This is a genomic window from Pontibacterium sp. (assembly GCF_041587635.1).
GTDB lineage: Bacteria > Pseudomonadota > Gammaproteobacteria > Pseudomonadales > Balneatricaceae > Pontibacterium.
The window spans coordinates 1-2,361 of record NZ_JBFGYC010000599.1; the positions used below are offsets into that span (position 1 = coordinate 1).

Annotated in this window: 3 protein-coding genes; all 3 read right to left on the bottom strand. The window is 44.6% G+C overall.

Annotated features, from left to right (window positions below; translation table 11 throughout):
- Positions 1-326 precede the first annotated feature (326 nt).
- A complete protein-coding gene (locus ABYW01_RS19605) occupies positions 327-1,004 on the bottom strand; it encodes a VpsP family polysaccharide biosynthesis protein (protein WP_372836060.1) in 678 nt (225 codons plus the stop codon).
- Between the two features lie 85 nt (positions 1,005-1,089).
- Positions 1,090-1,806: a tyrosine-protein phosphatase gene (locus ABYW01_RS19610; protein WP_372836061.1), complete on the bottom strand. Its 717-nt coding sequence runs from the start codon at positions 1,804-1,806 to the stop codon at positions 1,090-1,092.
- Positions 1,803-2,361 (bottom strand): CpsD/CapB family tyrosine-protein kinase (locus tag ABYW01_RS19615; protein ID WP_372836063.1); only part of this gene is annotated, 559 nt, incomplete at its 5' end. The genes ABYW01_RS19615 and ABYW01_RS19610, both read right to left, overlap by 4 nt.

Sequence of the window (2,361 nt, forward strand, 5' to 3'; positions counted from 1 at the left end):
CACAGCAGCGACAGATCTCCCATGAAACATGCAAAACAATACTTTTAGAAGCTACGATCTATCTACAAAAATTGGAGCTGGCCCATTATAGAATAACCGAATAGAAGCATCTAAACTTTCTAAACGTTCAAGCCCTTGCCTCAAAATAAGAACCAAATACCGAGTAAAAAGATTTAAGTTGTTGTGAAAACACTCCAAGTATCAATATCACATCGCCGAACGCGATAGAAATCTAACAAGACAACCAGCACCTTTCTATAAAGAAGTTTCCACAGACCTCGCTGACAGAGGCAGCACCATCCACCTCAATGTAACTTAACACCAAATCACCATCCGCAGAGACTCTTACTGAACTCATCAACAGAAACGTAACCACAAACTGAAGCTTTACGGCGATAGCGATGGATTATACTGGCAAGCTCACTATGCGAGAATCGAAGTCCGCGATGAATATTACTAGCTACTAACCTACGAGATTCTATATTCAGTTCTGACCACCCAAACAGCCCCGCAGCAGCTAACGTAGTATGAACTCCAGGCTCCCAAGGACCTAACTTCACCGCATTGCTCAACGCCTCGTAAAATACTGCGTCGTACTCTCTTCTATAAGACTTCACCAACGCCAAGCGGGCCCATGTATAAGGCCAATTAGGGCGACGCTTTATGGAACGCTGATACAACTCCACTGACAAGGCCGATATCGGATCAAATTTATTATCGCCCCAATACAACAAAGCCTTATAGAGAAGCACCTGAGCGTGAAGATCCATATATTCTGGATTAGCCGACTCCCAAGAAACTGCTGATGAAGCATTTATAATCGCCGTACCAACCTCACTCTCATTAGGAAGACGCTTTTCTTTTTCCCAAGTTTTTAATGCGTATTCTGCCTTATAGGCCAAAACATCCGCCACACCCATGCGAAAACCGTGATACATCCCCCAAAGGCAAATCACCATAACGAAAAGAACAATAATATTGTGTTTGTTATAGAGGAATTTCATTAAACAACTCAAAACAACAGATCATTTAGACCCACTTACAAATCAAGGGGCAGACCTTGAACACGCAGCACAGCCAAGAAATAAATCACAATCCAGTGATCTTCCTCGGGTTGCCGTATACTAGGTCATTGGCGGCATTTTCCCCTATGATAGCTTGAGCGGCGATGTAGCTCTCTGACAAAACGGGAGGTCGATACTCAATATTATGAGCATCTGTAGCTATTACGGTCGCCCACCCCCGCTGCAAAAACTCCAAGGCCCGCTGCCTTCCCCCCATCCCAAAACGTCCAACCACAGACATTGCGGTTAACTGAAAGAGACAACCCATCTCCACAAAAGGAAAAATCATATCTAGATCTCTAACAATATCCTTATTACGCTCTGGGTGCGCAATCATGGGGAGTATATTTCTATCTAGAAGCCACCTTACCAATTTATCACTACCTGGAGGGATATGACTATGCGGGAATTCCAATAACATTACATTCTTGTCATCCCACCGCCCCAAGAAAGGAACTTTATTTTCCGCTACTAACATCAAGACCTCAGCCGATAAGCGCACCTCTCCGGCCATACTAACAGTTAGAGGAATGAACTCATCTTTCAATGCTTGCTGAAACGCCTCAAATATCGGCTGGATAGTAGAGATGTCATTTTCATAACGGCCTGGATGAATATGTGGCGTAAGCGTCATATGCTCGATACCATCTGCAACTGCAATCCGTGCGAGCTGCAGGGATTCACTCAATGTCCGAGCACCATCATCCAACCCCGGTAATAAGTGACTATGAAGATCTATCATGCAGCTTTCTCATCAGCCCCATAACCATATACATCATAGTAACCGGAATATCCTTCCCCATAATACCTTGCTGCTTTCTTAAGGTTGACTTGGTTCAATACGACTCCCACCATCGGAGCATCCACCTCGTCTAAACGTCTTAACCCTGCTTTTATTTGCGCATCAGGAGCCCCATCGCACTTGACGACATATACCATCGACGCAATGAGGGGAGCCAAAACTAACGCATCACTCACCGCCTGACAAGGAGCTGTATCTATTATAATACGGTCATAGCGCTTCTCTAAAACTTCTAATACCTTTGCAAATCGAGCAGAGGAAAGCAATTCAAGAGGATTTGGCGGAATCAACCCGGAAGGCAAGACATCAATACCTTCATTCTCTAAAGAATGAACACAATCCTCCAATGCAGCCGTACCAGCAACGAGGTCAGACAAACCTGAAGATTTTGAACCAAAACCAAATACTTTGCCTATCGACGGGCGACGCATATCAGCATCTATTAGCAAAACGCGCCCCATTTGACCCAAAGAGTATGCAAGACTGAGGGCCACA

What these genes read in the sequence shown, in the direction of transcription:
- ABYW01_RS19610 (WP_372836061.1), bottom strand. Translation starts at nt 1,806, where the DNA reads ATGATAGATCTTCATAGTCACTTATTACCGGGGTTGGATGATGGTGCT.
- ABYW01_RS19605 (WP_372836060.1), bottom strand. Translation starts at nt 1,004, where the DNA reads ATGAAATTCCTCTATAACAAACACAATATTATTGTTCTTTTCGTTATG.